The organism is uncultured Campylobacter sp. (assembly GCF_938018035.1).
GTDB lineage: Bacteria > Campylobacterota > Campylobacteria > Campylobacterales > Campylobacteraceae > Campylobacter_B.
This window is the reverse complement of the sequence record NZ_CALIJF010000091.1, coordinates 1-26,702: the sequence shown is the minus strand read 5'-3', so window position 1 is coordinate 26,702 and position 26,702 is coordinate 1. Positions and strand designations below refer to the sequence as shown.

23 protein-coding genes are annotated in these 26,702 nt (G+C 48.6%); 8 read left to right on the top strand and 15 right to left on the bottom strand.

All coding sequences use genetic code 11. The features are described 5' to 3' along the window. Positions 1 to 194 precede the first annotated feature (194 nt). The 13 genes from Q0257_RS02960 to sstT form a co-directional block, all read right to left on the bottom strand. On the bottom strand, positions 195 to 416 hold the full coding sequence (locus tag Q0257_RS02960) for a hypothetical protein (protein WP_298021363.1): 222 nt from the start codon (positions 414 to 416) through the stop codon (positions 195 to 197). Beyond that, complete coding sequence (locus Q0257_RS02955) at positions 400 to 2,220, bottom strand: penicillin-binding protein 2 (protein WP_298021360.1); 1,821 nt, start codon at positions 2,218 to 2,220, stop codon at positions 400 to 402. The genes Q0257_RS02960 and Q0257_RS02955 overlap by 17 nt, the downstream gene beginning before the upstream one ends. 62 nt (positions 2,221 to 2,282) lie before the next feature. Then, entirely contained in the window at positions 2,283 to 2,966 is a 684-nt protein-coding gene (gene aat / locus Q0257_RS02950) for a leucyl/phenylalanyl-tRNA--protein transferase (RefSeq protein ID WP_298021358.1), read from the bottom strand. After that, positions 2,966 to 5,347 carry an AAA family ATPase gene (locus tag Q0257_RS02945; protein ID WP_298021356.1) on the bottom strand — a complete coding sequence of 794 codons (2,382 nt, stop codon included), beginning with the start codon at positions 5,345 to 5,347 and terminating at the stop codon, positions 2,966 to 2,968. Before Q0257_RS02945 ends, aat begins: the two co-directional genes overlap by 1 nt. Positions 5,348 to 5,362: 15 nt before the next feature. Continuing rightward, the gene (locus tag Q0257_RS02940) at positions 5,363 to 5,668 is read right to left on the bottom strand and encodes an ATP-dependent Clp protease adaptor ClpS (RefSeq protein ID WP_298021353.1); all 306 of its coding nucleotides are present in this window, start codon (positions 5,666 to 5,668) and stop codon (positions 5,363 to 5,365) included. Next, a complete protein-coding gene (locus Q0257_RS02935) occupies positions 5,658 to 6,356 on the bottom strand; it encodes a TlpA family protein disulfide reductase (RefSeq protein ID WP_298021350.1) in 699 nt (232 codons plus the stop codon). The genes Q0257_RS02940 and Q0257_RS02935 overlap by 11 nt, the downstream gene beginning before the upstream one ends. 55 nt (positions 6,357 to 6,411) lie before the next feature. After that, on the bottom strand, positions 6,412 to 6,876 hold the full coding sequence (gene smpB / locus Q0257_RS02930; RefSeq protein WP_298021347.1) for an SsrA-binding protein SmpB: 465 nt from the start codon (positions 6,874 to 6,876) through the stop codon (positions 6,412 to 6,414). 125 nt (positions 6,877 to 7,001) lie between these two features. Further along, positions 7,002 to 7,745 carry a 4-(cytidine 5'-diphospho)-2-C-methyl-D-erythritol kinase gene (locus tag Q0257_RS02925; RefSeq protein WP_298021344.1) on the bottom strand — a complete coding sequence of 248 codons (744 nt, stop codon included), beginning with the start codon at positions 7,743 to 7,745 and terminating at the stop codon, positions 7,002 to 7,004. Between the two features lie 507 nt (positions 7,746 to 8,252). After that, entirely contained in the window at positions 8,253 to 9,101 is an 849-nt protein-coding gene (truB, locus tag Q0257_RS02920) for a tRNA pseudouridine(55) synthase TruB (RefSeq protein WP_298021341.1), read from the bottom strand. Next, the gene (locus Q0257_RS02915) at positions 9,094 to 11,154 is read right to left on the bottom strand and encodes a UvrD-helicase domain-containing protein (protein ID WP_298021338.1); all 2,061 of its coding nucleotides are present in this window, start codon (positions 11,152 to 11,154) and stop codon (positions 9,094 to 9,096) included. The genes truB and Q0257_RS02915 overlap by 8 nt, the downstream gene beginning before the upstream one ends. Next, entirely contained in the window at positions 11,151 to 11,558 is a 408-nt protein-coding gene (locus Q0257_RS02910) for a hypothetical protein (RefSeq protein WP_298021334.1), read from the bottom strand. The genes Q0257_RS02915 and Q0257_RS02910 overlap by 4 nt, the downstream gene beginning before the upstream one ends. A gap of 1 nt (position 11,559) precedes the next feature. Further along, complete coding sequence (locus Q0257_RS02905) at positions 11,560 to 13,473, bottom strand: M3 family oligoendopeptidase (RefSeq protein ID WP_298021331.1); 1,914 nt, start codon at positions 13,471 to 13,473, stop codon at positions 11,560 to 11,562. A 110-nt stretch (positions 13,474 to 13,583) separates the two neighbouring features. Then, on the bottom strand, positions 13,584 to 14,843 hold the full coding sequence (gene sstT, locus Q0257_RS02900; RefSeq protein WP_298021329.1) for a serine/threonine transporter SstT: 1,260 nt from the start codon (positions 14,841 to 14,843) through the stop codon (positions 13,584 to 13,586). 144 nt (positions 14,844 to 14,987) lie between these two features. On the opposite strand from sstT, the gene metK reads away from it, so the two are divergent. Then, positions 14,988 to 16,187 carry a methionine adenosyltransferase gene (gene metK / locus Q0257_RS02895; protein ID WP_298021326.1) on the top strand — a complete coding sequence of 400 codons (1,200 nt, stop codon included), beginning with the start codon at positions 14,988 to 14,990 and terminating at the stop codon, positions 16,185 to 16,187. 1,058 nt (positions 16,188 to 17,245) lie between these two features. Here metK and dctP read toward each other — a convergent pair. Beyond that, entirely contained in the window at positions 17,246 to 18,430 is a 1,185-nt protein-coding gene (gene dctP, locus Q0257_RS02890; RefSeq protein WP_298021323.1) for a TRAP transporter substrate-binding protein DctP, read from the bottom strand. A 121-nt stretch (positions 18,431 to 18,551) separates the two neighbouring features. On the opposite strand from dctP, the gene Q0257_RS02885 reads away from it, so the two are divergent. Beyond that, a complete protein-coding gene (locus tag Q0257_RS02885; protein WP_298021320.1) occupies positions 18,552 to 19,898 on the top strand; it encodes an FAD-dependent oxidoreductase in 1,347 nt (448 codons plus the stop codon). Positions 19,899 to 19,932: 34 nt separating this feature from the next. Here the strand turns inward: Q0257_RS02885 and Q0257_RS02880 are convergent, their stop codons facing one another. Beyond that, entirely contained in the window at positions 19,933 to 20,100 is a 168-nt protein-coding gene (locus tag Q0257_RS02880) for a hypothetical protein (protein WP_298021317.1), read from the bottom strand. A 109-nt stretch (positions 20,101 to 20,209) separates the two neighbouring features. On the opposite strand from Q0257_RS02880, the gene pyk reads away from it, so the two are divergent. The 6 genes from pyk to Q0257_RS02850 form a co-directional block, all read left to right on the top strand. Further along, positions 20,210 to 21,679 carry a pyruvate kinase gene (pyk, locus tag Q0257_RS02875; protein WP_298021315.1) on the top strand — a complete coding sequence of 490 codons (1,470 nt, stop codon included), beginning with the start codon at positions 20,210 to 20,212 and terminating at the stop codon, positions 21,677 to 21,679. Positions 21,680 to 21,688: 9 nt separating this feature from the next. After that, positions 21,689 to 22,639: a hypothetical protein gene (locus Q0257_RS02870; protein ID WP_298021312.1), complete on the top strand. Its 951-nt coding sequence runs from the start codon at positions 21,689 to 21,691 to the stop codon at positions 22,637 to 22,639. Between the two features lie 114 nt (positions 22,640 to 22,753). Continuing rightward, positions 22,754 to 23,464 carry a cytochrome-c oxidase gene (locus Q0257_RS02865; RefSeq protein ID WP_298021309.1) on the top strand — a complete coding sequence of 237 codons (711 nt, stop codon included), beginning with the start codon at positions 22,754 to 22,756 and terminating at the stop codon, positions 23,462 to 23,464. A gap of 128 nt (positions 23,465 to 23,592) precedes the next feature. Then, entirely contained in the window at positions 23,593 to 24,537 is a 945-nt protein-coding gene (locus Q0257_RS02860; RefSeq protein WP_298021306.1) for an NADAR family protein, read from the top strand. Positions 24,538 to 24,968: 431 nt separating this feature from the next. After that, the gene (locus Q0257_RS02855; RefSeq protein ID WP_298021304.1) at positions 24,969 to 26,204 is read left to right on the top strand and encodes a hypothetical protein; all 1,236 of its coding nucleotides are present in this window, start codon (positions 24,969 to 24,971) and stop codon (positions 26,202 to 26,204) included. A gap of 239 nt (positions 26,205 to 26,443) precedes the next feature. Next, positions 26,444 to 26,702: hypothetical protein (locus Q0257_RS02850; protein WP_298021301.1), on the top strand; the 259-nt coding region annotated here is incomplete at its 3' end.

The window sequence follows — 26,702 nt, the reverse complement described above, 5'->3', positions numbered from 1 at the left end:
ATTTTCCTCTTTTCTTTGCGTTAAATTTCATCGTTAAACCTTGCCGTTAAACTCGTTAAATTTCGCAGCTGCACGGGCATACGACGCGAATTTAATAGCGCCGCGTTTTAAATTTAAACAGCTAAGTTCACTCGCTGTTTTACTTGCGTTACTTGCGTGACGGCAAATTTAAAATTTTACCTTGACGCGGAATTTTACGCCACGTAGAATTCTGCGTCGCGATAGAATTCCATCTTCGTGCCGTTAAAATTTGCGCCGATAAATTCTATGCCGCCAAAATTCCGCGCCGTAAAATTTAAACGCCGCTGAATTTCACGAAGCCGCGTCGCATTGCGTAAAATTTCGACGCCGTAACGCAAGCCGCAAAATTTCAAAAAAATCTCGCGAAATTTAGCAAATTTAATCTTTAATTTCAACTGCCTCATCCTTGATCTCGACCTTTTGCGTGGCGTTTGCGTCGGCTGCGGGCTTTAGATAGCCCTCCTCTATCAAAATTCCTACCGCCCGCTTAAAGATCGGCAGCGCATTTTGAGCGGCGTAGTAGCTGCCCCTTTTAGGCTCGCGCACCAAAACGCCGATCGTGTAGCTGGTATCTGCGTCATTGGCAAAGCCAAAAAACGAGCTATTATAGGCGCTCGAATAGCCGCCCCCCTTGGCGATGCGCGCAGTGCCCGTCTTGCCGCCGATTTGCAGCCCCGCTACCCGCCCCTTGCGCCCAGTGCCGCTCTCAACCGTTTTGATTAAAATTCCTTTTATTACGTCAGCGGTAGGTTTAGAGATTACTTGGCGGGTTTCGCTTTCGTTGACGATGTAAGTTTTGCCGTTATTTTCTAGATTTTCGACTAGGCGCGGGCTAATCATGACGCCGCCGTTGTTAAAGACGGTATAGGCATTGAGCATCTGAAGGAAGGTCATCTGCGCGCCGTAGCCGTAGCTGATCGTGGCTTTGTAAATTTTATTATTCAGGCTTTTGATACTAGGTATATTTCCGCTTTGCTCATATGGCAGATCGATACCCGTTTTTTGCGACATACCGAAGTTCATCAGCCCGTCATAAATAGCCTGCCCCTCCAGCCGCTCTGAAATTTTAATCATTCCAATATTTGAGCTGTGGATGATGATCTCCTCGCCGCTCATCTGCTTTGCAGGATGCGTGTCGCGGATCGTGCGAGTACCAAGCTTATAGCTGCCGTTATAGGTATTAATGATCTCGCCCGGTTTGACGGCTTTGGCATCATAGGCGATTGCGAAAATTATCGGCTTCATAATCGAGCCCACTTCGTAGGCGTATTCGCTCGCGGTAAAATTTAAATTCTTAAGATCGTTTTTCGTGATGTTTGAGGGGTCATAGCGGGCATTGGTCGCAAGGGATAAAATTTTGCCCGTTTTGGAGTTCATAATGCCCACCACGATTTCTCGCGCATCGTAATTATCAGCGCCCTCATCGCTTAGGCGCTCTATCTTTCTTTGCAGCGTTAGTGGCACGCTTAGACGGACGTTGTAGCCGTCGATCCTGCCCGTTTTTTTGCTGCTGCGCTCTAGAATGATATTACCACCGATATCACGCGGACCCACGATAAACTCATCTCTAACCGGCGCTAGATAATACTCATAGTACTTCTCGATCCCTTTGATACCACTAACCTTTGTAATGCCATCAACCTCTTTTTTATTGATATAGCCGATTAACGGAGTGAGCGAATCGCCGACATTGTAGCTGCGCTTCTCGCCGCTTTCGGTCACGCTCATGCGGATAGGCGGATTTAACCTGCCGTTTGAGCCTATGAAGCTTACGAAGACCTTTTTTAAATTTAGCTTATATGCAAGCTCTTTTAGATGCACGGCGGTTTTGGCGTCGATCTTATACGACAGCACGGTCGTGCCGCCAGAGCCCTCGATCGCGCTTTTGACGCGCTTTTCACTATCGCCCGTGTAGATGCAGTATAGCCGCACGAAAAGATCAAGCTTGTTTTTATCGATGCTGCGCGCATCGACGCTAACTTTGTAGAGTTTGACGGAATTTGCCGCGACGTAGTTATCTTTTGCGATTATCGCGCCGCGGATCGCGCTGTTGGTTTCATTGACATCCAGGCGCGGTAGCTTGCGCTCAGTGCTGCCCCAAAAATATAAAATCGCCAAAAATACAAAAAGCGCCGCCGGCACGAATATAAACATCACGATAATCATACCGACCGAGGAGCTTTTATCTCTTTGCCACATCTTATTTCTTTAAAATTCTAAATTCCGCGCATTTTTTACGCTGCTGCATCTCAAGTTTTGACTCAATGCTGCGCTCCGCGCGGAACTTTAAGATCCGCAAAGCGCTCAAAGCCGCTATCTTGCGCACTAAGCTCAGCAAATAGAGCGAGGAATTCCGCTCGCGGCATCTCTTTAGCACCCATAAATTTCAGATGCTCGTTCATAATCTGGCAGTCGATTAAAAAGCCGAAATTTGCAAGCACCTCACAAAGCCTAATCAGCGCGACTTTCGAAGCGTTGCTCTTTAGGCTCAGCATACTCTCGCCGCAAAACACACGCCCAAAAATTAGCCCGTATAGCCCACCCACAAGCTCGCCGTCCTCGTACGCCTCGACGCTGTGAGCGTAACCGTCTGCTGCCAAACGCGAGTAAGCCTGCACGATCTGCTCGCTGATCCACGTGCCGTCGCTCTCTTTTTTTCGTACGTCTTTGCAGCGCTCGATGAAGCCCTTAAAATTCGCGTCAAATTTCACTTCATATCGCTTAAGATAGGGCTTAATGGACTTTTGCACACGCACTTCACGCGGATCAAGCACTGCGCGCGGATTGGGCGACCACCATAAAATCGGCTCATCCTCGCTAAACCACGGAAATATCCCTGCGCTATAAGCGCTAAGCAAGCAATCCTCGCTCAGATCGCCGCCACTTGCAAGCGGCGCAAAATCGGGCGCATCCATAGGATCTGGAAAATCGTAAAACCGAGCCATTATTTAACGACACTGCTTTGAGCTAGTGCTGGTTGCTTTTTTTCTATCTGCGGCAAAGGCGTAGAAGCAAAGCTAAAGCTTAGCTCGCCATCTTTTACGCTCACGCTAACTAAGCCGCCCTCTTGCAGCGCGCCAAAAAGCAGCTCGCCGCTTATATGATCGCTGATCTGAGAGCTGATCTCGCGCTTTAAATTTCGCGCGCCAAACTCGTCCGAATAGCCGCGCGAGATAATCAAATCTTTTGCTTCCTTGTTTAGACTAATCTTTACGTTTTTTAGCTGCGACTCTAGCTCGCCGATAGTTTTATCCACGATCTTTTCTAAAATTTCGCCGCTTAAGCGGTTAAAATTTATGATTTTATCGATGCGGTTGCGAAATTCCGGCGCAAAGAAGCTTCTTATGGCGCTATCTACTTTATAGCTCTCGTCTTTTGTAAATCCGACCTGCGGCGCTTCTTTCGTGCCTAAATTAGACGTCATTATTATGATCGTATTTTTAAAATCGGTCGTAACGCCGTTGTTATCGGTAAGACTTGCGTTATCGAAAATTCCTAAAAAAATATTCGTCATGCTAGGATGAGCTTTTTCTACCTCATCAAATAAAATAACGCTATATGGGTGCTTTTTGATGTTATTCGTTAAAATTCCACCGTTTTCAAAGCCCACGTATCCGGGAGGCGCACCGATGAGCCTCGAGACGCTGTGAGCTTCCATATATTCACTCATATCGTAGCGCTCAAAATGTACTCCAAGCTGCGCAGCTAAGACCTTGGCTAGCTCACTTTTGCCCACGCCGCTGCTACCTGCGAACAAAAATACGCCGATTGGGGAGCTTGCGCCTCCAAGCCCGGCGTAAGAGCGCAAAAGTGCCTTGCAAAGGCTGCTAACCGCTTCATCTTGACCGAAAATTTCGCGCTTGATATTAGCTTCCAGATTTTTTAGTACTTGTTTATTATCGACACTACTGCTTAAATTTGCGATATTCGCGCTAATCGAAAGCGTATTTACCAAATCGTCCTTACTGATTTCAAGCGGAGCTTCGTGCGGTTTAAACGCAAAGCTCGCGCCCACCTCGTCGATGAGATCAATGGCGCTGTCGGGAAGGAATTTATCGCTTTGATATTTTTTAGCAAGCGTTACGCTATCACGCAAAATTTCGTCGCTAAATTTTACGCCGTGAAATTCCTCATATCTTTTGGCTACGCCTTTTAAAATTTCGACGCTATCGTCAATGCTAGGCTCGCTTACATCGATCTTACAAAACCTGCGGCTAAGCGCCTTATCCTGCGAAAACGAGCGGTATTCGCCGTATGTAGTAGCGCCGATGACCGATAGCTCGCCGCTTGCAAGCGAAGGTTTTAGGATGTTTGACATATCAAGTTCGTTGCGATTGCCCGTACCTGCGCCAACGATCGTGTGAATTTCATCGATAAATAAAATCGCGTTTTGATTAGCGCTAAACTCGTCTATGAGATCCTTTAGCCTCTCCTCAAACTCCCCGCGCAGCGTAGTACCTGCGATTAGCGCGCCAGCATCAAGGGCGTAAATTACCTTGTTTTTTAGCTTCTCTGGCACTTCGCCGCGGACGATTTTTAGCGCAATGCCCTCGATGATTGCGGTTTTACCAACCCCTGCTTCGCCCACTAAGATCGGATTGTTTTTCTTACGGCGACAGAGGGTTTGCAGCGTCTTTTCGATCTCTTTTTCGCGTCCGATGAGTGGATCGATCTTGCCCTCAAGCGCGATTTTATTGAGGTTTGCTGTATAAAGTGAACTAGGCGAGTCCTTTTTAATATCGCGCTCGTTTATGGCGTCCTTTTCGCCCTCAAACGCAGGCTCAAATTCCGTATTCTGCCACTGCCTGCGACTTTCGTCGTAATTCATCGCATGCGTGATATCATCGATATCGTATGAGTTTAGCTTAATCGCTGCGGCTTCGTCGCGAGAAACGACCTCATCGCGGTGATCGAAAGCGGATTTGTACTTTCGCACGATAAGCTCAAAAATCGCGGCATTGATACCGTAGTGATTTAAAATTTTAGTGCAGTCGTTTTCCTTATCATTTAGAATTTTAAGCATAAAATCAAGCTCATTTTTAGGCTCTTTAGCGTTATTTAATTCAGTATAGAACTGCTTAAATTCTATCGTCTGCGCCGGAGCCTTGCCGCTTGATTTAGGCATCATATCCAAAAGCCCGCCCAGATTATCCAAGATATTTAGATAGTTAATATCCGGAATTTCTTTGGCGATGAGCCCGTGAAAGGGCTTATTGTATTTAAAAATCGCATAAACTACGTGCGAAGTAGTAATGTATTCGTCCTCGCCGTCATTTGCGACGCTGATTGCTTGTTCAAAATGTTTGTTTAAAAAAAATCCTATCATTGCTTTCCTTTAAATTTAATCCTCTTCGATCTCGCATCTAAGAGGGAATCCTGCGACCTTTGCCGCTTGTAAAACCGCTTGTTGCTTGCACTCGGCTATCTCTTTAGGATACGCGCCGCAAACCGCGCGACCCTGCTTGTGCACTTTCATCATTAAATCTACGGCGTCGTTAAAGTTTTTAGCGAAAATCTCCATCAAAATATAAACCACGAAATCCATCGTCGTTTCGTCGTCGTTGAGTAAAATTACTTTATACGGACGAGGCACGAAAGATTTTGTTTTGGCGCGAGTGCGAATCTGCACGCCGGTTTTAGTTGCCATTTTTTATCCTGGCGATATCGCTTTTTATCACATCAGTATCGACCATGCCTAAGTAATACGGCTTGCCCCGCTCATCGCCTTCGTTAATGTCGGTAAGCCTTTGATATTTTCCATCTTTAAGCACCACCTTAAAAGGGATCGAAAGCGCGTGGCGATAACCAATGTCGCTTAAAATTTGACCCACTATGCGCTCGTTTTGTTTTGAATTGGAGATGAAATAATACGCGTTAAATTTCTTCGTAAAATTTTCGATCACTTGCGCGTCCGTAATGTCCTCAAAATAAATCAAGCCGACCATTAGAAAATCCGCGGAATTTTTTAACTGAAAGTCCATCAGATGCGGCGCTTCGATGCGGCACGGCTGACAGTAAGTACCAAAAATATCAAACATCAAAATTTTATCGCTGTCCGCGAGCTTAAAGCCCTTTTCTGTGCGCTCGATCGTTACCTCGCCGCCTACGACGCTTTTAAGCGTAAGGCGCTCGCCCGTTTTAAACGGCGTAAAAGCTACCTCCTCGCCGCTTTCTCCACCAATACGCTCGTCATTTTTATCTTGCGCGGAATTTTTTGCCATCTGACTCTCGCTCGCGGCAGGATTCTCGCCGGCAGGGCCCGTCTTTTTCTGCGAATCATCTCCGCAGCCGCTTAAAACAAAAATCGCCAAACATAATAGTAAAAATTTCTTCATTGCATTTCCTTCGGGTTTAAATTTAAGCCCGCATTTTAACCAAAGTTTTGTGAATTTAAAATGAATGCTTGTCGTATCGCTTCATCGCGCTTTGCGCTTCGCGGTCGGCTTCCTTGCGCTTTAGCGATTCGCGCTTATCGTGCAGATTTTTGCCACTAGCCAAAGCGATACGCGCCTTTACGCGGTTTTTATCATTGAGATACAGCGACAAAACCACGATGGTAAGGCCCTCTTTATTAACCGCGCCAAGCAGTTTGTCGATCTGCTTTCTGTGCATCAAAAGCTTTCGCGCCGCCCCTTCATCGGGACGAAAATGCGCGTTAGTGCTCTCCAGATAGCTGATATGCGCGTTTAGCAAAAACAGCTCGCCGCGGATCACGCGACAAAAGCTATCTTTGAGATTGCCCCTGCCCGCGCGCAGGGCTTTGACCTCGCTACCCTTTAGCACGATGCCCGCTTCAAAGCTTTCAAGTATCGTAAAATCGTGAAATGCCTTGCGATTTTTACTCAGTTCTTTCATCTTTTTCCTTCTAAATTTGGTCCTAAGCTTAGCCCGTTTTTGCTTAAATTTAAAAGCGGGCGAGCGAATTTTAAATTTTATCTTTAAATTTAGCTTTTAAATTTTAACCGCGCGCCACGGCTTTTCTATTTTAAGAAAAACACGCTGCTGCCGCTACCGCTTAGAAACATATCGCGATACTTGCTCATCTGCGGATATAGCTTTATGCACGGCGCGAAAAGATCGTTTAGCTGAAAGCCGCCATATTGCGCCAGCAGCTGCTCGCTGCTTAAACGCAACATCTCTTGCGCCTGCGCGGCGTTTATATTTTGCATGAAGCTTGCACGAAACTCATTATAAACCGCGCCAGTGGAGCAAAAGATCGCGGGCGTTAAAATTTCGATCGCGGGCAAGCTGTCCTCGAAAGGCTCGATGATCTCGCCGATACCGCGTACGTTTGCGGCCTCAAGCCCGCTAACAAAAAACGCGACGTCCGCGCCGATATTTTGCGCGATTTTGGTAAGCCGCTCGCGTGAAATTTTTAAGCCTAACTCCTCGTTCGCAAGCCGTAAAAACGCCGCCGCATCGCTACTGCCGCCACCAAGACCCGCGCCGATCGGAATACGTTTTTTAAGCACGATCTTGTGCGAGCCGAAAAACTCCGCAAGCTCGCGCGCAAAGCCCGCCTGCTCAAGCGCCGCCTTGGCTTTTAAAATTATGTTATCCGCGATCTGCGCGCCGCCGCATTCAAGCGCAAAGCCGCTCGCGCGCTCAAAGCTTATCTCGTCAAACAGCTCTCTGCGCAGCACGAAGCGCGAGGCGATCTCGTGGTAACCGCCGCGCGTGCCGACGACTTTTAAAAAAACATTGATCTTTGCATAAGCCTTCAAATTTTACTCCTTCTGCGCCTAGGTGCGCTTGCGTTAAATTTAGCTTAGCGGTGCGCCGCAAAATCAAACCCGTAGGCGCAGACTACGCATTACCGCGAGCCGGAATTATATTCGGCAATGACTGCTTGCCGCGACAAGCTCCAGCCTATGCTGCCTTTTAAATCGCGAAATTTTAATCTCGCGGCGCGGCACCATCGCGCGGCAAAAGCGAATTTAAACGTCGCTTCGCCGCGTTTAAATTTAGCCCCGCGGATTTATGCCTTTCGAGAGCGAGCGCCGCCTGCGGAGCCGCATGTTTCAATTTTAAATTTACTCCGCCCGATGCCGATTTGCGATCCGTGCGCAACGAAAGAGTACGATCGCTCGCCCACCGCGGCCTACGGCAAAATTTAACCATACATAGCGGCGCGCTATGCTAGCAAATTTAAAACGCGCCGTATTTATAACCGCTCAAATTTCAAGCCAGGGCCGCCCGATCAAAATTCCGCCGCAGGCTGGGGCCGCGGCTTAAAACGCGCCGCCCGCGATCGGAACGTCGTTCCAAAGATACCTCACCTCGCCCGCGCCAATCTCGATGATCGAGTAAAAATCGCCGCAGATAAGCAAATAGCGCCCGTCCGCGCGGCTAGCCAGATCCTTTGCGGCGAGCTTTTTACCCAAGATCACGTCGCGAGCGTCGCCGTCGTAAAAGTTCGGCGCGAGGTCCAAAAACTCGAGCGGATTTAGCGCCGCCTCATCCGCAAAGCGCGGATCTTGCAGGTCAAAAACTCCCTCGCTCTCCCGCCTAAGCGCGCTAAGTGTACCGCAAACGCCTAGCTTTTCTGCCAAAATTTGCGCGAAAGAGCGCACGTAGCCGCCCTCGCTAAGCGCAACGCGAAAGCTTACGAAGGGGTGAGCGTAGCTTAAAATTTCAGCATCAAAAACCCGCATCAAGCTCTCTTTTAGGCTCACCTCTTCGCCCGCGCGAGCGAGCTTGTATGCGCGCACGCCGTCAATTTTCTTGGCGCTGAAAGCGGGCGGGATAAATTTTATCTCGCCGCGCATTTGCGCCATCGCAGCGTCTAAAACCTCGCGCGAAAGCGGCGGAATTTGTTCCACGCGCTCGATGTTTTCGTTATCGCCGCTTGGGCTCTGCGCGCCCAGCCACAGCGTCGCAGTGTAAACTTTTGGCTCCTTTTTCAAAAATCTAAAAAAGCGCGCGTATTGCCCGAATGCCACGATCAGCGCGCCGCTTGCGAAGGGATCGAGCGTGCCGCTAAAGCCCGCCTTTTTCACGCCGTATTTGCGCTTAAGAGCGCTTAAAAATTTATTGCTGCCGATGCCCGCGGGCTTGTCCGCCAAAAACAATCTATTCATAAGAGCCGATCTTTTCTACGAAATTCGACATTATCACGCGCGAAATTCCGCCGAAATTTATCGTGAGCCGGTCGCCGTTTACCGCCGTGATCTGTCCGATACCGAAGAGTTTGTGTTTGATCAGCTCGCCCTTGCTAAAGCCGCTACTTTGCTCGCGCGGCGGCTCTTTAGCCACCAAACCCGCCTCGGCTATAAACCTGCTAGCATCCAGCCTCTCGCGCTTGCCGCGATAAAAGCGGCTAGCGGCAAAGCTAAGCGTGAGAGTGCGCTTGGCGCGCGTGATCGCTACGTATGCAAGCCTACGCTCCTCCTCGATGTCATTGCTGTCGCCCAAAAGCGGGAAAAAGCCCTCCTCCAGTCCGATTACGAAAAGGTGCGAAAATTCAAGCCCCTTGCTCGCGTGCACGCTCATTATATTTATCGTATCGCCCATGATAGCGTCTTGATCACTAAGAAGACTCAGCTCGTTTAAAAATTCCGCCAGATCAAAATCGGGCTTATTGCTCGCCTCGTCCTTCAGCATCGCCAAAAACTCGTCGATATTTGCGACGCGATCGGCGCCGTCGGGCAGCGAAGCGTAGTAAGCCTTTAGCCCGAAAGCGGGCTCCAGCGCGTCTATTTTTTTGATAGTATCGGCTAGCGCGGAGATAGAAGCGATGCCGCTTTTAAGCTCCGCTAGAGCCTGCGCCGCCTTGGCGCTAAGCCCCGCGTCCGGCTCGCTAAAGGCGTCAAATAGACTGATGAGCCGCAGGCGCGAAAGCTCCTCGAGCTTTGCCAGCGAGACCTTGCCGATGCCGCGCTTGGGCACGTTTATGATCCGCCTCATCGAAAAGTCGTCGTGCTCGTCATTTACCAAGCGCAGATAGGCGATCGTATCCTTGATCTCGGCGCGCTCGTAAAATTTCACGCCGCCTACCATTTTGTACGGGATTTTGGCTCGATTCAGCCCCTCTTCCAGCGCGCGCGAAAGAGCGTTTACGCGGTAAAGCACGGCGATTTGAGAGGGCGCTACGCCGCTTGAAAGTAGCTTTTTGATAGCTTCTGCGATCTTTGCCGCCTCAATACTCTCTTCGTCCGAGCGTAAAATTTCGATCTTTTCGCCCCCGCCGTTCATGCTAGTAAGGCTCTTGCCGAGGCGGTTTTTGTTGTGCGAGATGAGCTCGTTTGCGGCATTTAAAATTTCATCCGTGGAGCGGTAGTTCTGCTCGAGCTTGATAAATTTCACGTTTGAGAACTGATCTTTAAAATTTAAGATATTTTCTATCCGTGCGCCGCGCCAGCCGTAGATACTCTGATCGTCATCGCCCACTACCGCGAGGTTTTCATGCGTGGTACAGAGCTTTTGCAGAAGTTTAAATTGAATGTCGTTGGTATCCTGATACTCATCCACCGTGATATAGGCGTAGCGGCGCGAAATTTCATCGCATAGTCGCTCATTAGCGTTTAAAATTTTATACGGCAATATCAACAGATCATCGAAATCCACCAGATTATTCGCCGCCAAATACGCCTCGTAGCGCTTATATGCATCAGCGCAATGCGCGTAAAATCCGCTATACATCCTGCTTAGCTCGTCATCTTCGCCCTTTAGAAGCTCGTCGATATCTTTGGGATCGATTAGAGAATTTTTGTAGGTTGAAATTTTAGCCGCCAATAGCGACGTGGGCAAATTTATCTCAAAGCCCTTGATGATCTTTTTCTTATCGTCCGTATCGATTACTTGGAAGTTTGCGCTACGCCCAAGCTCGCTAATATGAAATTTCAAAAACAAAAGCCCGAATTTATGAAAGGTGCACAGAAGCGGCACTCCGCTTAAATTTAACCCGCTTATCAGATTAAGCGCTCGCGAGCGCATCTCGGCGGCGGCTTTATTCGTAAACGTAAGCGTGAGAGTATTCTCTGCAGGCACGCCGTTTGATAGCAAGTAAGCAAGGCGCGCGGTGATCGTTTTGGTTTTGCCGCTGCCCGCACCCGCTAAGATTAACATCGCTCCGTCAACGTGGCTCGCAGCCTCGCGCTGAGCGGGATTAAGACCTTCTAAAATATCACTCATTTTGAGAAAATTTTACGCGATTTTTCGCGCTTAAGCCATTCGGACTCGGGCTGGGAGAAATTTACCGCGATGGGCTTGCCGTCCACGACGATCTGCAAGACCGCGTAAAACGGCACGCTAAGCGTGCTAGCAAAATCCTGCGCCCCAAAGCCCGCCTCGAAAACCAGCTCATCCTTGCTAAGATGCGCGCTAGAAAGCGTGTATTCCTCCAGCTGCAAAAAGATCGCGGGCATTTTGAAGCTTTTTAAAATTTCCTCCGACAGCGGCGGGTCAAATTTTATCTGATCCGTCCTCGCAACGATGCCAAATCCATATCCAAGAGCCAAAACGTAGTCCAAAACCGCGCCTATATGTGTGCTGCTCGCAGCGATAAATTTATCGTCTTTTAAAATTTTATCTATCATCCTAACCCCTCACAAACTCATCTACAAGCGCCGCGACCTGCTCTATGCCGATGCGCCAAAACTCGCTTTTATTGATATCAAAGCCGAATTTCGCCACTAGCTTTTGCGGCTCATCGCTGCCGCCCGAGCTTAAAAACTCGGTGTAAATTTGAACGAAATTTTCAAGCCTGCCGCTCTTATACAGCCCGTAAAGCGCGAGTACCAAAAGCTGCGCGTAGGCGTAGGAGTAGCAGTAAAACGGCGTGTGGATGAAGTGCGGGATGTAGCTCCACCAACTTTTGTAATGATCCTGCAATATCAGCTCGCCCGCAAACATCTTGCGCGACTCCTCCATCCAAAGCTCGCCCACCTGCTCAACGCTTAGCTCATCCGCGCTCGCATGCACACGCCGCTCAAAGGTCGTAAATCCGATCTGGCGGTAAAGCGTCGCGAAGATATCCTCGATCTTTGCCGCAAGCATCGCTCTTAGCGCGGTCTTATCGCTTGCAGTCTGCGAGGGCGTATCCGTATCGAGCGCCGCAAGCTCGCTCGGACCCGCAGAGTCTTGCGAGGCGGCATGTTTTACGGCGTACTCGTTTGGAATTTCACCGCCCTGAGCCTCTTGCGAAGCATCGCGCTTTAAATTTTGCGAACTGTCCGAGGCGGCGGCGCTTTTTAAATTTGGCGAGCCGTTTAAATTTGAAAAATTTTCGCGCATATAATCAAACACCAGCATCTCGCAGAAAACTGACGCGGTCTCCGCCGTCGTTAGCGGCGTGAAGGAGTTAAAATAGCCTACGCCGTAGCTTAGATACTGATGTATCGCGTGCCCCAGCTCGTGCGCGAGGGTAAATACGTCGCGGCGCTTGCGCGTGAAATTTAAAAGCACGAAAGGGTGCGTATCGCGCGAGCCCGAATGCGAAAACGCGCCGCTTTGCTTATTTTGCGCGGGCATCGCGTCGATCCAGTTTCGCTCAAACGCGATCAGCGCAATCTGCTTAAATTTCGGGCTAAATTTTTCAAACGCCGCTAGCACGATCTGCTTAGCCTGCTCGAAGCTAAACTCGCTCTCATCGCCGCCAAGCGGAGCGTATCTGTCGTAATCATACAGCGCGTCGTAGCCTAAAATTTCACGCTTTTTGGCGTAAAATTTGCCGACTAGAGCGAAGCTTCGCTCCGCCTCTGCGATCAGAGCATCGACGCTTGCGATGTTTATCTGATTTTCCTCGTGCATCACCGCCTCGGCTTTATCGTAGCCGCGCAGCTCACAGCGAATTTTAAGATCGGTTTTGATCATATTGTAGATGTAGCCAAGCAGGTGGGAGTTCTGCTCTAGCACCGCACTTAGCGAGGTTGCGGCGTCCTTTCGCACCTCGCGATCAGAGCTATGAAGCAGGCTTAAAATTTCCTCCTCGCCGAGCTTGCGCCCGCGAAAATCAAAGCTCATCCGCGCCATGCTCTCGTCAAAAAGTCGCGAAAACGCCTCGCCGCTTACGGGCGAAGTTTTTAAAAGCACGCTTTCTTGCGGCAGGCTTAGCTGGTGGGCCTTGCGCTGCTTAAGTAGGCTCAAATAATATCTGAATCTCCCGCTTTGCACGATAAACTCGTCCTGTTTTGCGCCGTCAAGCTCGTTAAACTCGAGCTCGAAAAAGAGCAGGCTCTGCGAAATGTCGTTGCAAGCCTGCTCCGTCTTAGCCTGCTGCGCCCCAAGGCTCGTATCTCGCGCGAATCTTAGATGCGCAAAGCTCATTATTTTGCCGATCTGCTCGCTGATGCTCTCATAAAGCTCAAGCGCGCCTAAAAATTCCTCCGCGCTAAGAGCGCGCAGCTTATCTTTAAATTTAGCTTCAAAATCCCGAGCCTGCGCAGCCGCGCTATCTATCGCGCCGCTAAATTCCGCTTCGTTTGCAAACAGCTCGCCTAAATTCCAATTCATCGATTTCCTTTTAAAATTTTTGGATAATTTTATCAAAAAAGAATAAGTAAAATTTTAAAAACCGCGAGATCCGCCGCCCTAGCGGAAATCGCGGTAAATTTTAAGGTGAGTTATTTTTGCATACTTTGCGACGCGATCGCCGTAAAAATCACGTCCGTGGAGCTATTGATCGCGGTTTCTACTGAGTCTTGAATCACGCCGATGATGAAGCCGATCGCGACGACCTGCATTGCGATGTCATTTGAGATATTAAAGAGCGAGCACGCAAGCGGTATTAGCATCAACGAACCGCCTGGCACGCCGCTAGCGCCGCACGCACCGACCGCCGAGACCACGCAAAGCAGTAGCGCCGTCCAAAAATCGGGGCGCACGCCAAGCGTATGAGCCGCAGCAAGCGCCAAGATCGCGATTACCACCGCAGCGCCCGCCATATTTATCGTAGCTCCCAAAGGGATCGAGATCGAGCTTAGCTCGTCGCTGATGCCGAGCTTTTTGCATAAATTTAAATTTACCGGGATATTCGCCGCCGAGCTGCGGGTGAAAAACGCCGTGAGGCCGCTTTCGCGCAGGCAGGTAAATACGAGCGGATATGGATTTTTCTTAATCACCGCAAAGACGATGAGCGGATTTACCACGAGGGCTACGAACGCCATCGCGCCTACGAGCACGACTACGATTCGCGCATATCCAAGCAGCGCATCGACGCCGGTTTGATACACGGTAGAAGCTACTAAGCCGAAAATTCCAAACGGCGCGAGCTGGATTACGAATTGCACGATTTTGGTTACCGCTTCGCTCAGATCGGTAAAAATTTTCTTTGTTTCATTAGTGCAAAATTTAAGCGCGACGCCAAGACCTATCGCCCAGGTTAAAATTCCTACGTAGTTTCCGTGCGCGATAGCGTTTACGGGATTATCCACGACCTTAAAAAGCAGGTCTTTTAGCACGACCCAGACGCTCGCAGGAGCGGTATTTTCCGCGGCGCCGACACTGCTTAGAGCAAGATCCGTCGGGAATAAAAAGCTAGCCGCCACCCCCACGCACGAGGCCAAAAAGGTGCCTACGATATATAGGACGACCACGCGTTTTAAGCCGCTTGCGCTACCGTATTGTTTATTTACGATCGAGCTTAAAATCAAGATAAAAACCAAAATCGGAGCGACCGCCTTAAGGGCGCCTACAAATAAATTTCCTAAAATTTCCGCAAAAGCTACTACGTTTATTAAAAGCGAAGTGTGCTCTGCCGCAATATCGCCTGCCGCTGAACGTGCGGCAAAGCCCAAAATAGCTCCTATTATCAAGCCTGTAACTATGCGCAGAACTAGATTTTTATCTTTGTAGCTGGCTACTAATTTTTGAATCGAACTCATTTTTTACCTTTCAATCAAAACGTCGTTTGAAATATATCGAAATTTTATTTAAGCACATTTAAATTTGGGCGAAATTTCGCAATTTTTAGTTAATCTTAAAACCTCGTTAGATAAAATGCCCCGAAATTTTAATTAGGAGCAGATATGTATCTATTTACCAGCGAGGTCGTAAGCCCCGGTCATCCGGATAAGTGCGCCGATATCATCGCAGACAGCATCGTGGATGAAATTTTAAAACAAGATCCAAACGGACGCGTAGCAGCGGAGGTTTTCATCGCAGGCAAACACGTAGTAATCGGTGGCGAAGTAAACGCTAAGATCGATTTTACCCACGACGATTACCGCCACATCGTAAAGGGCGCGCTTAGCGAGATCGGCTACAACGATAACCCTCATTTCACGCGCGCGCAGTGCCTGCATCCGCAGGATCTGCAAGTGGACGTATTTTTAAACCAGCAAAGCCCCGACATCAACCAAGGCGTCGATCAAGAGGGCGGCGAGATCGGAGCGGGAGATCAGGGCATAATGTTCGGCTTCGCAAGCTGCGAAACGAAAAATTTTATGCCGGCGGCGATCACCTACGCGAGGCTTCTTTGCGATCACGTCTATGCCTACGCAAAATCTCATCCTAACGAGCTTGGCGTCGATATTAAGACGCAGGTTAGCGTCGATTACGGCACGAAGAGCAATTTTGAGGAGTGCAAGCCGCAAAGCATCCATACGATCGTGGTTTCAGCGCCATGCGTCGAGAGTATGAGTATCGAGCGCGTCCGAGATCTGATCGGAAATTTGATCGATTCGGCGGGGCTTCCAAAGGAGCTTTACGACAAAAACAAAACGATCATCTACATCAACCCGACCGGCCGCTACGTAAATCACAGCTCGCTTCACGACAGCGGCCTAACGGGGCGCAAACTAATCGTAGATAGTTTCGGCGGCTACAGCCCTATAGGTGGCGGCGCTCAAAGCAGCAAAGACTACACCAAGGTCGATCGCAGCGGGCTTTATGCGGCGCGCTATATCGCCAAAAATATCGTCGCGGCAGGGCTTGCGAAAAAATGCATCGTCCAGCTCAGTTACGCAATCGGCGTCGCAAAGCCCGTCAGCGTCAGCGTCGATTGCATGGGGACGAATTTAGGCGCGGCGAGCGACGATGAGCTATCTGCTTTTGTGCTTGAAAAATTTCCGCTCACGCCGCGCTGGATCATCGATAAATTCGGTCTTGATCGCCCCGGCAAAGGAAGCTTTCTCTACGCCGACGTCGCCGCACGCGGACAGGTCGGAAACGACGAATATCCGTGGGAACAGCTCGATAGCGTGGAGCTTTTTAAGGCTTTGAAATAAAATTTTACGCTTTGCAGTAGCGCCTTTTTAGCTTACGACATTCGCTAGGCTTGCAGCAGCGAGCCTAGCTCAATATTCTACGCGGCTTTTGCATGCCGCGTAGTTTTATCGCATCCCAAGAAATAGCGTTATGGCAAAATTCTGTATCAAAATTCTAAACCGTGGAATTTAAGAGTTTTCGCAGGTAGAATCGAATTTTAAAATTTTAAGCCTAACTCGCGCAAAATTTTAAAATTGGCGCGCTGAAATTCCAAGGCTGAGCCCGTCTAGTTTAGTGATAAATTCTAACTAGAGCAGGCTCTAAAAGTATTTGCATACAAGCTTTAAATCTGCAATCGCTTAAAATGAAATTTGACCTATAAAATTTTTTCTAACGCGCTTTGTACTTAATATCCGAAAGACAAAATTTTAAATTCTCATTGCTTGTGATATTTAAGCGTGTAAATTTTAAAATTTTGCATTTTATTTGAAGTTTGCCGCTTTTATATAGAAAGAAAACCAGAAGCAAATTTCATTTAAAAGTCGTATCGGCATAAGAGCACCAAAATTTTAAAATGCGGAATTTATGAACGCTACTAATTTAAAATCTCAGATTGGCACGCTTCGCCAAAGCTCCTCCGCTAACTACGCAAAATGAAAAAGCAAGATTAAATTCTCTCTCGCTCAATGTCACCCGCAAGCAAGCACGGCAAAATATCAAGATTAAATAACATAAGAGATAAAAGAATAAGACAAAAGGAGGAGGCTCAAAGCTTGATGAAATTCTAGCCTTGTGCGGCGGCGACCGAGCGGCTTTTAAATTGGACTTTAAAAGCAATGATGCAAATTGCACGCCTTAACTTAAATGCTAAAGCAGCGATAAAATTTCATCGCTACTTTCGTAAATTAAAATTTTAAAGATACTCCGAGCTATGCAGCTGCAATAAGCAAATCGCCTGCATTTTAATCACCCGCGCCTCGCCTAAATTGCCTAAATTGCCGATCAAATTTAAGCCGCATACACCTTTATCTGGCGCTTAGTTTAGCGCGGCATAAAAACGCAACTTAAAAGCGAAGCACTATTTCGTCTGATTATCCTCTTTTTTTGGTGCAGCAGTGCTTGCATTTATCTCGCTGGCTGCGATATTTACGGGCTCAGGAACAGAGATTTTTTTCACCGAAGCGGTAAAATTCTGCTCGGCTTCAACGTCGCCCGTTTTTTCGATGTATGTAAAATCGCCCATCTTCGTCCACGTTCTAGCTTTAGCTAAAAACGCCTTTTGACTCTCCCAAATCTCTTTGAAATCGGGATTTTTCTCGCTTTCTTCGGCTAAAATTTCATCCGTCGCCTTGCGAAGCGCACGCATAATTTCAGGCGAAAAAGAGCGAATCTGAACGTTTGGGTATTTCTTTTTGATCTCGTCCCAAATTATTACGTTTTTATAAAACGTCTCATTTTCTGCGTATTCGCGCGCCTTTGCGATAGAGGCTTCCAGGATATTTTGCAAATCCTTAGGAAGCTTCTGCCAAGTTTGTAGATTTATCACTATCTGCTGCTCGCTAGCGGGTTCTTGCCATCCCGTATAATAGTAATTTGCGACCTTGTGAAAGCCTAGAGGTATATCAAAGCTAGGACTTGCCCACTCGACCGCATCGATGGTGCCCATCTCTAGCGCCATATATAGCTCACCTACCGGTATCGTAGCGACTGCGACGCCAAGGCGGCTCATAACCTCCCCGCCAAAGCTTGGAATTCTAAATTTAAGCCCTTTTAGATCGTCTAACGTATTAATCTCTTTTTTAAACCAACCACCCATCTGCATGCCGCTATTTAGGATATTAAAGACCTTTAGATTGCTTTTAGCATAGAATTTATCGGCTAGCTCCTTGCCTCCGCCGAAGTAATACCAAGCGTGCTGTTCGTCTTTCGTCATACCAAAAGGCACCGTCGTAAACAGCATATTTGCGCTATTTTTACCTTTATAATAGTAGCTCGCAGTATAGCCTAAATCGTATTGTCCGTTTTTGACCATATCATAGATTGCGAAAGGTGCTTTATGTTTGCTAGGCGCGTCGATGCTGATTTTCAGCCTGCCATCAGACATACTATCTGCAAGATCTGCCATACGCTTGGCGACATCGCCTACGATAGGCATACTAAGCTCGTAAGTCTGAGCTAGCTTAAGGCGATAAATTTTCTTATCCGCGCCCCACAGCGACGTGGCTATAATCAAACTTAATCCGACAAGAATCGATTTTTTCATATACTACTCCCAAAATGAAATGGTGCGAATTTTATATAAAATCATCTAAATTCACGCTTTTATAACTAGCTTTTAAGCGAAATTTTCGCACAATTGCAGCCAAATTCGATAAGGAAAGGGCATGCAAGAAAAACATTACGAAGTAATCATCATAGGCGGCGGTATCACGGGCAGCGCGCTAGCATATGTGCTGGCGGAATTTAGCGGAATCAAAAATATCGCTCTACTTGAAAAATACGAAGGGCTTGCGACGCTAAATTCTAAAGCCAGCGCAAATTCCCAGACGATTCATTGCGGCGACATCGAGACCAACTACGACCTGCAAAAAGCGACCGAAGTCAAGCGCAAGGCGGATATGATCGTGAAATATTGCCAAAAGCACGGATATGAGAATAAATTTTTATTTCAGGGGCAGAAAATGGCTCTTGGTGTGGGCGAAAGCGAGGTAGAGCTAATTAAAGAGCGCTTTGAGAAATTTAAAGAGCTTTATCCGTATCTGCAGCTTTTCGACAAGGAAGAGCTCAAAAAAATCGAGCCCAAGCTAGTTTTTGACGGGCACGGCGAGGAGCGAGCGGAGGATATCGTAGCAATGGGCGTGCAATCGGGAGTTTACACGACGATCGATTACGGCGCGATGGCGAATTCCTTCGTGCAAAACGCTAAAAACGTGGAGGGCAAAACCTGCGATCTGTACCTAAACACCGAGGTGCAAAACATCACTAAAGTAGGCGATAAGTTTTATATCCGCACCGCAAATAGACTCTCGCTAAGTGCTGATTTCGTAGTCGTAGATGCGGGCGCTCATTCGCTGTGGCTAGCGCACAAAATGGGGCTTGGGCAGGATCTTAGCACGATCTGCATCGCGGGTAGCTTCTATCTAACCAAGCAAAAGCTTCTAAATGGCAAGGTTTACATGATGCAAAACCCAAAGCTTCCATTTGCCGCGCTTCACGGCGATCCGGATTTGCTCGCAGGCGGCTGCACGAGATTTGGCCCTACCGCGCTTACGATGCCGAAGCTTGAGCGCTACAAGGGCTGTCGTTCGGTGCCGGAATTTTTTCAATCATTAAATTTTGACATGGACGTAGCCAAGGTTATTTGGCAAAATTTTGGCGATAGCGAGGTAAGGGACTTCTTAATCCGCAATATAGGCTTTGAGATACCGATTTTAGGTAAAAAGCTTTTCATCAAAAATGCGCGCAAGATCATACCTAGCATCCGCGAGGAGGATATTTACTACGCCAAGGGCTTTGGCGGCGTGCGCCCACAAGTAATCTCACACTCGCAAAAAAAGCTGCTTTTAGGCGAAGCAAGAATAGGCGAAAATCCGGGGATTATCTTTAATATGACCCCAAGCCCCGGCGCTACGAGCTGCCTAGGTAACGCGCTTCGCGACGCAAAAAGTGCCTGCGAATATTTGGGAGTGAGCTTTGATGATGCAAAATTTGATGCGGAAATGATGCGATAAAGAGGAATTTTTAAATTTCGCTCGGGCAAGAATTTTAAAATTTTACTTCGGCGAGGATTTTAGAATTTTGCTCGCGCTTCACATATATAGAGAGTTTTAAAATTTCATTCAAACGCGAATTTTTAGAATTTAACCTGCACTGAAAGCTATGAAATTTTAAAATTTCACCATGCCGTAGAATTCTAAAATTCTCGCGCGCCATAAAATTTTAAAATTCCTTCGTCTAACGAATTTTGAAATTTAGAAATTTCAAAATTTCGCGCAAAATTTCGCCTAATACGGCGATAAATTTTAAATTTAAAGGAGAAAAGATGCTTAAAAAAACCAAAATTTTAGCTACCATCGGGCCCGCAAGCGACAGCGAGGAGATGATGAGCGCGATGGTAAAGGCGGGCTGCAACGCCTTTAGGATGAACTTCAGCCACGGCACGCACGAGTATCACGAGGCAAATTTAAACAAAATCCGCGCCGTAGAAAAGAACCTAGGAGTCCGCGTAGGCGTCTTTCAGGACATCAGCGGCCCAAAGATCCGCGTCGGCAAGCTCGAGGAAAATTTTAAATTAAAAACGGGCGATAAAATCACCTTCCTTCCTCGCGAAATCATCGGCAAAAAGAGTGCGGAAGGCGAATACGAGCTGTGTATCAACCACCCAGAAATTTTGCCGCTGATGAAGGCGGGCGAGTTTATCTACCTCTACGACGGCTCGATCCGCGCCAAGGTAGTCGCGGTAAGCGAGCAAGGCGTGCGAGCGGTGCTCGAAAACGACGGCTTTTTAAGCTCGAATAAGGGGGTGAACTTCCCAAACACCCGCCTAAATATCGACGTTATCACGCAAAAAGACCTCGCAGATCTGCGCTGGGGCGCGGCGCACGGCGTAAATTTCGTAGGCATCTCCTTCGTGCAGTCGCAAAACGACATCCTGCGCGTGCGCGAAATTTTAAACTCGCTGGGCTCAAAAGCTAAAATTTACGCCAAGATCGAGAAATTTGACGCTGTAGAAAATATTGAAAAGATCATCGAGGCAAGCGACGGCATAATGGTCGCGCGCGGAGATCTGGGCATCGAGATGCCGTTTTATGAGATCCCGCGTATCCAAAAGCGCATCATCGCCTTAGCCAACGCCCGCTCAAAGCCTGTCATAACCGCCACGCAGATGATGCTTAGCATGACCGAGCACGAGCGCGCCACCAGAGCCGAGATCAGCGACGTCGCAAACGCCGTGCTCGACGGCACCGACGCCGTGATGCTAAGCGAGGAGAGCGCCATCGGCAAAAACCCCGCAGCCGTGGTCGCCGCGATGAGCGAGACGATCCGCGAGACCGAAAAGATCTATCCTTACGATAAATTTAACGATTACGATTTCTACGACGAGACCGATATGATCACCTCAAGCACCGCAGCGCTTGCCGCAAGACTGGGCGCGGGCGCGATACTTTCGATCACTGGCTCTGGGCGCTCGGCGATCAAACTCGCACGCAACCGCGCTAAAATCGACATCATCGCAATCGCACACGACGAGCAGACCGCGCACGCGCTAAGTCTCGTGTGGGGCGTAAATCCCGCGATGGTCAGGGAAAAAACGAGCATCAACTCGCTGCTCGCACGTATCATAAGCGAGGCTCTGCAGCGCGGGCTCATCGAAGAAGGAGGCACCTACGTGATGACGGCGGGCTTTCAAAGCGGCCATCCCGGCAGCACCGACTACATCCGCATCATCAAAAAAGATCAGATCGATTTCTACCGCGACGCGGCGAAAACGGGCTTTAGCGGTAAAATTTAAAAAATCAAAATGTCAAAGTCCATTAAAATCAAAGAATCGCGGTTAAATTTAACCCCTTGCTACGAACTAACGCCAAAAGAGGCACGAGAGCTCGTCAGCATCGGCATCACCGAGTGCGGCGAGATATATTTTCTATGCGAGGATGTGGGCGAATACGTCATAAAATTTATGCAAGATGGGCAGCTGCGCGAGATAAAAACCGGCGCGGACGAAAACGGCTACCACTTCGCCGTGCCCGTGGATTTTCCAAACCGTTGGGCGCTACTAAACGCTCGCTCGCGCTACGATGAGAAGCTAAAACGCAGCGAGGAAAATTTAAAATTTATCGATGAGCTGGGCGCCCGGACGGGCAAAATTTGCGTGGGCGACGGCATAGCAAAGATCATAGCGCAGGGTGGGCGGCTCTACGTTTCATATTTTGGCGATGGGCTCTTCGGCAACTTCGGCGGAGACGAGTGCGAACTCGCCGTTTGGAACGAGGCGGGCGAAAAGCTCTATGGATTTGACCTCAGCCGGATTCACGACTGCTACGCGATAAATCTATTTGGCGGCGCGTGCTACGCGCACTATTGCAGTAGTTTTGATTTCGTGCGTATCAAGGACGGGCAAGCCACGGCGTATACTCCGAAAATCAGTTCTTATAAACCGGGCTCTGCGGCTATTGAAACGTGCGAGCTAGAATTTTCAAAGAGCGATTATATTTTTGCAAGCCGCGATTTCGCGCTGGATGAGCGAAGCGTGCTGTTTTGCCGGGCTGATAACGACAAAGATGAGCTGTTTTTGTTTAAATTTAAAGGCGAAATGCTAGAATTCGACAGAAAAATCAGCCTAAATTTTCTCGGCGCAGATGGCTCTAAAAATAACAAAAATGAGGGCTGCGGCTCGTACGGAAACGGCGAATATTTAGCTCTTTTAAAAGGCACCAAAATTTATAAAATTTGCGTGAGCGAGCTAAATTGAAATGTAAATTTAGCAGCTAACGGCGCTTAAATTTAGCCGCGTAAAGCGTCGCGCCCTTAAATTTCAAGGTATAATTACGAAAAGAATTTACAAAATTTAACCGAAGGAGAGACCATGAAAAAATTTCGTTCACTGCTGCTGTGTGCGGCGGCGGCTGCGACTTTGAGCGCCCAAAGCGAGAGTAGTGAGGACAAGGTGGAAAAAATCACTTCGATCGACATCTATGTTTCGCCGTTTTATTCGGCTAAGGAGGGCAAGCCCGAATACGTGCATGTTTACGAGCCGATCGACGGTCTGTTGATGAAAAACGACGTGCCGAGCCTAAAAAAGGCGATCAAAATCATCGAGGATGCCCCGGATATGGTCGCTCCGACCACGCTGATGACCGTCGCAGCGCGCGCTTATGATCTGGGGCTTAAGGACGACGCGGTGTTTTGGTTCTACGCGGGCAAATACCGCTTCATCTCTTTCGCTTCGGTAATCGACGTCAGCGGCGCGATGTTTATGGAGACGGTAGAGGCAAATTCCGCTTTCATGCACCTTGTGGGCGACGTGATCAACCCATACGCGTTTTGCGACATCGACAAGCAGCAGATCATAGTCGAAAAGGCGGTCGATTGGGTAAAGGATCATCCGTACAAGGCGATATTTTCGGATAAATTCCCATCCATGGCTAGCGACCGCAAGGCGGCTTTAAAGGAAGTGATAGAAAAGCTCAAAGCCGATCAGCAGAAGCAAAAGCAGTATTTCGCCGATCCGAAAAACAGAGCCGATTACATCGCCGAGCGCAAGAAATACCGCACTGACGAGCGCTTCTGCGACTGAATTTACGGCTAAGCTTACCCTCTGGCGGGCTTTGCTAGCTTAGCCGTATTTTGCCTAAATTTCAGCTCGCAGGCTAAATTTAGGCAAATTTCAAGCTATGCTTCAAAATAAAATTTTAAGGAAAGGGCGTGAGCGAAATTTTAAAAAACGTGATGCCGCCGCCGTGGATCAAATACCCCGCTCTTAGCGAGTTTTCGCTCGGTTGGCGGATGGGCGTGGCAGAGGATTATAAATTTAAATTTTGGCAGTGGTTCGAGCGGCTGGATGAAGCCGCGCAAAGAGCGTATGCACGGGCCTTCCCCTATCCTTGCTTTTGGCACTACGGCGGCTGGGACGAGCTGGACGAGACGTCTGAAAATGAGCGCGTAAAATGCGCGCATGGCGGCGACAGATGCTGCCCGGAGCTACAAAATTTGGAATTTAGCGAGTGCGATGAGCTTGGCGACGATATGGACGATTTCTACCGCGAGGGCGTGCCGTTTTGGCGACGTGGCGGAGCGGCGAAATACGACAAAACCTCGCTAATAAATTCTTCCGAAGCGCATGAATTTCTATTTTTCTACAAGCCGGATGCGGCCGCGGACGGATCCTGCCTCGGGCAGTGGCAGAGCTCGCCTTTTGCCGTAGATGCCGATGAGTATGCCTGTGCCGAGCAGTTTATGATGGCGAGCAAGGCGCAAATATTCGGCGACGAGCAGACGCGGGCGCGGATAATGCAGAGCCGCGACGCAAAGCAGATGAAGGCGCTTGGCAGGCAGGTGCGGGGCTTTGATGAGCGGCTCTGGGGCGAGGTGCGCTACAGCGTCGTGCTAAGCGGCAATTACTATAAATTTACGCAAAATCCCGCGATGATGCGCTTTTTGCTCGCGACGGGAGATAAAATTTTAGTTGAGGCCAGCCCGCTGGATAAAATTTGGGGTATCGGCCTTGGGCGGCAGAGCGAAAACGCAAGTCGTCCGAGCGCGTGGCGCGGGCAAAATCTGCTCGGCTTTGCGCTGATGGAGGTGCGAGACGAGCTGCGTAGGCTGTATAAAAACTACGATCTGATCGATAAGAAATTTTTGCAGGATTAGGCGGCGGCTAAAATTTTACCGCTCCCGTCAGGTGCATTCGGCACGGACATAGCGCGACAGTGAGGCGAGGCGCCAAATTTATAAAATTTTAAAATTTACGCAGACGGCTGAGGCTCGCGCCGCTTTTGCGACGGTTTGGATTAAAATTTAAATAGCGGCCGTCCGCGCAAAATTCCGCCGAAAGCCAGCGTAAAATTTCAAAAAGCGGATTGCGCGGAATTTCGACCGCTTAAACTCGCATAAAATTCCAACCGCCCGATGATTTAAAATTCCGATCCAAAAACTCGCGCAAAATTCCGACTAACCGACATAAAATTCCACTGCCGCCGTTTCAAAGCCCGAGTTTTTTAAATTTAGCCGCACGGCGAAATTTTATCCGTTTTTATATACGAACATTATATAATTATCAAAATTTTTTCCAAGGAGAGAGGATGAAAAAGCTCGCTACGATACTTGCGCTGCTCTGTGCGGCGGCATTTGCCAAGGAGTATGAGTATATGGTGCAAAGTATGAGCTACAGCTCGATCAAAGAGCGCAAGGAGAGCACGCATCTAAGCTACGACGCGGCGGCGCGCAAGCTGGAGCAGATAAGAGATACGAACTCCTCGGGCGGCCCGGGCTCTAGCTACAAAGAGGTCAGCTACTTTGACGAAAAGGGGGGAATGGTTAAATTTGAAGTATTTAACCTCGATCTTAAAAGCGGCAAGTGGAAAAAAATAGAAGACTACACGGAAAGCGTAAAGGGTAACGTCACGACGCGCGAGACAAATTCGATAGCGGATGACGGCACGCGCAATGCGAGCAAAACCGTCTCCAGCTACGACGGCAACGCGACCGAAGATGTGCGATATAAGCTCACAAAGGGCAAATGGCAGAAAGAGAGCATGAACAGATCCGTAAGAAACGCGTGGGATAAGGAGGAGCTTACGATAAGCTTCAAATGGGACGGCAAGAGCTGGCAGCCCAAAGATAAGACCGAAATTTTCTACGACGGCTCAGGAGAGATGAGCGGATACGTAACCTATGAGTTTGCAAACGGCGCGTGGCAAAACAGCGAGCGAGAGATGCTTAACGGCGATCGAAACGGCAGCTACGAGCAGATCCGCAGCACCTTTAAGGACGGCGCGTGGCAAAACGCGACGATGAGCAAGCACGAGCTTGATGCCGCGAAAGGCGAGGGGATCGTTACGAGCTTCATCTGGAACGACGAGAAGGGCGCGTGGGATAATATGAGCAAACAGACCGCTATCAAGAAGGGTGCGGATCTTAATATGACCTCTTATCTGTGGGACGAGCGGCTTAAAGAGTGGGTCAAAAGCTACTCAAACGGCGAAATTTACGATAAATCGGGCGAGCGACTACTAGAGCAAAGCTACGAATCAAATTCCAGTAGCGGCAAATATGTCTATAGCTACGACGAGCACGGCAGCAATACCGCGATGGATATCTACAAGCTTGACGCGAGCGGCAAATGGGTGCAAACGGGGCGCTCGGAGGCTACTTACGATACCCAAATCCCGTCAGATAGCGTGGGGCACGGAGCCGCGCTGATGATGTTTGAGATGCCTAGCGCCTACGCGATAACGAGCTTTAAGGAATTTAAGCTTAAAGATGGAAAATACGAGCTCATAACGGAAAAGACGTGGAAATATAAAAAGATAAAGTAGCGTTGAAGATGCGTCGGTAAAATTTCGCGGCTAAATTTTACCTGCGCGGCCTACGAGTGCTGCGCAGTTAGATTTAGCAGGTACGGCGTCGCGTTTAAATTTGACAGGCGTGGCGTCGCGCGAACTATGCGGTTAAATTTAGCTAGCGCGGGAGTATTTGTGCGCCGCGTAAATTTTAAAATTTAATCCTACGCCGCAGCAGGTCCGCACGCAGCGGCGGCAAAAGAAAAGGTTGAAAAATGATTTTACTCAAAGCGGTAAGGGCGGCTATTTCGGCTTTAATTTCGGCGAGTATCTGTTTCGGCGCCGTAGAGGCGCAAGATCACGGCGCGGTAAGCGGACAAAAAGAGACAGTGCAAGGCGGCGAAAGAAAGGATCTGGCGCCCGCAGACAAGCAGAGTAGTGAAATAAACGTAACAAAGTGCGCAGACGAGCAAAGCGGCGAGGTACAAAATTTTAAAATCAAAAAGCGATATTTTCGCAGCTGTTCGTGCCTAC

Bases quoted from the DNA above. Each gene is read 5' to 3' on its own strand.
- Q0257_RS02880 (WP_298021317.1), bottom strand. From the start codon at position 20,100: ATGGCGCGCGAGAATTTTAGAATTCTACGGCATGGTGAAATTTTAAAA.
- Q0257_RS02935 (WP_298021350.1), bottom strand. From the start codon at position 6,356: ATGAAGAAATTTTTACTATTATGTTTGGCGATTTTTGTTTTAAGCGGC.
- Q0257_RS02915 (WP_298021338.1), bottom strand. From the start codon at position 11,154: ATGAGTGATATTTTAGAAGGTCTTAATCCCGCTCAGCGCGAGGCTGCG.
- truB (WP_298021341.1), bottom strand. From the start codon at position 9,101: ATGAATAGATTGTTTTTGGCGGACAAGCCCGCGGGCATCGGCAGCAAT.
- Q0257_RS02940 (WP_298021353.1), bottom strand. From the start codon at position 5,668: ATGGCAACTAAAACCGGCGTGCAGATTCGCACTCGCGCCAAAACAAAA.
- Q0257_RS02955 (WP_298021360.1), bottom strand. From the start codon at position 2,220: ATGTGGCAAAGAGATAAAAGCTCCTCGGTCGGTATGATTATCGTGATG.
- Q0257_RS02910 (WP_298021334.1), bottom strand. From the start codon at position 11,558: ATGATAGATAAAATTTTAAAAGACGATAAATTTATCGCTGCGAGCAGC.
- smpB (WP_298021347.1), bottom strand. From the start codon at position 6,876: ATGAAAGAACTGAGTAAAAATCGCAAGGCATTTCACGATTTTACGATA.
- Q0257_RS02885 (WP_298021320.1), top strand. From the start codon at position 18,552: ATGCAAGAAAAACATTACGAAGTAATCATCATAGGCGGCGGTATCACG.
- Q0257_RS02865 (WP_298021309.1), top strand. From the start codon at position 22,754: ATGAAAAAATTTCGTTCACTGCTGCTGTGTGCGGCGGCGGCTGCGACT.
- dctP (WP_298021323.1), bottom strand. From the start codon at position 18,430: ATGAAAAAATCGATTCTTGTCGGATTAAGTTTGATTATAGCCACGTCG.
- pyk (WP_298021315.1), top strand. From the start codon at position 20,210: ATGCTTAAAAAAACCAAAATTTTAGCTACCATCGGGCCCGCAAGCGAC.
- Q0257_RS02855 (WP_298021304.1), top strand. From the start codon at position 24,969: ATGAAAAAGCTCGCTACGATACTTGCGCTGCTCTGTGCGGCGGCATTT.
- Q0257_RS02945 (WP_298021356.1), bottom strand. From the start codon at position 5,347: ATGATAGGATTTTTTTTAAACAAACATTTTGAACAAGCAATCAGCGTC.
- aat (WP_298021358.1), bottom strand. From the start codon at position 2,966: ATGGCTCGGTTTTACGATTTTCCAGATCCTATGGATGCGCCCGATTTT.
- sstT (WP_298021329.1), bottom strand. From the start codon at position 14,843: ATGAGTTCGATTCAAAAATTAGTAGCCAGCTACAAAGATAAAAATCTA.
- Q0257_RS02870 (WP_298021312.1), top strand. From the start codon at position 21,689: ATGTCAAAGTCCATTAAAATCAAAGAATCGCGGTTAAATTTAACCCCT.
- Q0257_RS02905 (WP_298021331.1), bottom strand. From the start codon at position 13,473: ATGAATTGGAATTTAGGCGAGCTGTTTGCAAACGAAGCGGAATTTAGC.
- metK (WP_298021326.1), top strand. From the start codon at position 14,988: ATGTATCTATTTACCAGCGAGGTCGTAAGCCCCGGTCATCCGGATAAG.